Origin of the sequence: Synechococcus sp. H70.1, from assembly GCF_047502705.1 — a bacterium.
Taxonomy (GTDB): Bacteria; Cyanobacteriota; Cyanobacteriia; order Thermostichales; family Thermostichaceae; genus Thermostichus.
Genome location: NZ_JANSIV010000145.1, coordinates 1 through 572 on the forward strand (window position 1 = coordinate 1; position 572 = coordinate 572).

1 pseudogene is annotated in these 572 nt (G+C 60.5%); it reads left to right on the plus strand.

Annotation, left to right across the window (positions count from 1 at the left end):
• Window positions 1-111 precede the first annotated feature (111 nt).
• A pseudogene (locus NW827_RS09930) lies at window positions 112-572 on the plus strand (PddD domain-containing protein); the annotation flags it as partial.

The following is a 572-nucleotide window of genomic DNA, read 5'->3' on the forward strand; positions in this document are numbered from 1 at the left end:
CGCCCCGATGATGCTATCCCGGTTGTTGCCTTTTGGAAGCTGGAACCGATCCCGCAGGGATGTTACCGTACTCGGCAAAAGGACGGTACTCCGGGAGACACAATCCCCACCTTGCAAGAGATTCGCGAAGGCCGTGCCATCTTGCCTGCCCAACCACCCCCTGGGTTCCCGATCACAAACGGCAGAAATGCGGATTGGGACACGCTGGTCAGCCGCCGCGGCATTTACACTCTGGTGGTGTACTACCTGCGCCGCAACTACAACAACGCCGGCAACCCAACAGGGGACACTCCCTGGGAAGGCAACGCGCGGATCGAGCGTTTTGAACTGGGACCCCTCGCAAGGCAAGGTGATAACGACTGCGCCGGGCGCAGTGAGTTCTTTAGGGTTGATCCTGATCCTTACCGGGAAGGTTTTCTTGCCTGGCCCTCTCAGCAGGCTTTGCAAAGGCTCCAGGAGCAGGGGACACCCCAGCAGCCTATTGCCAGGGCAGGCAACCAAGGCCCCCGCCTGATAACTCTGGTCTCCAACATCTTCAGCAGCCGGGAGGGGAGTCCGCAGGTTGCACCCGC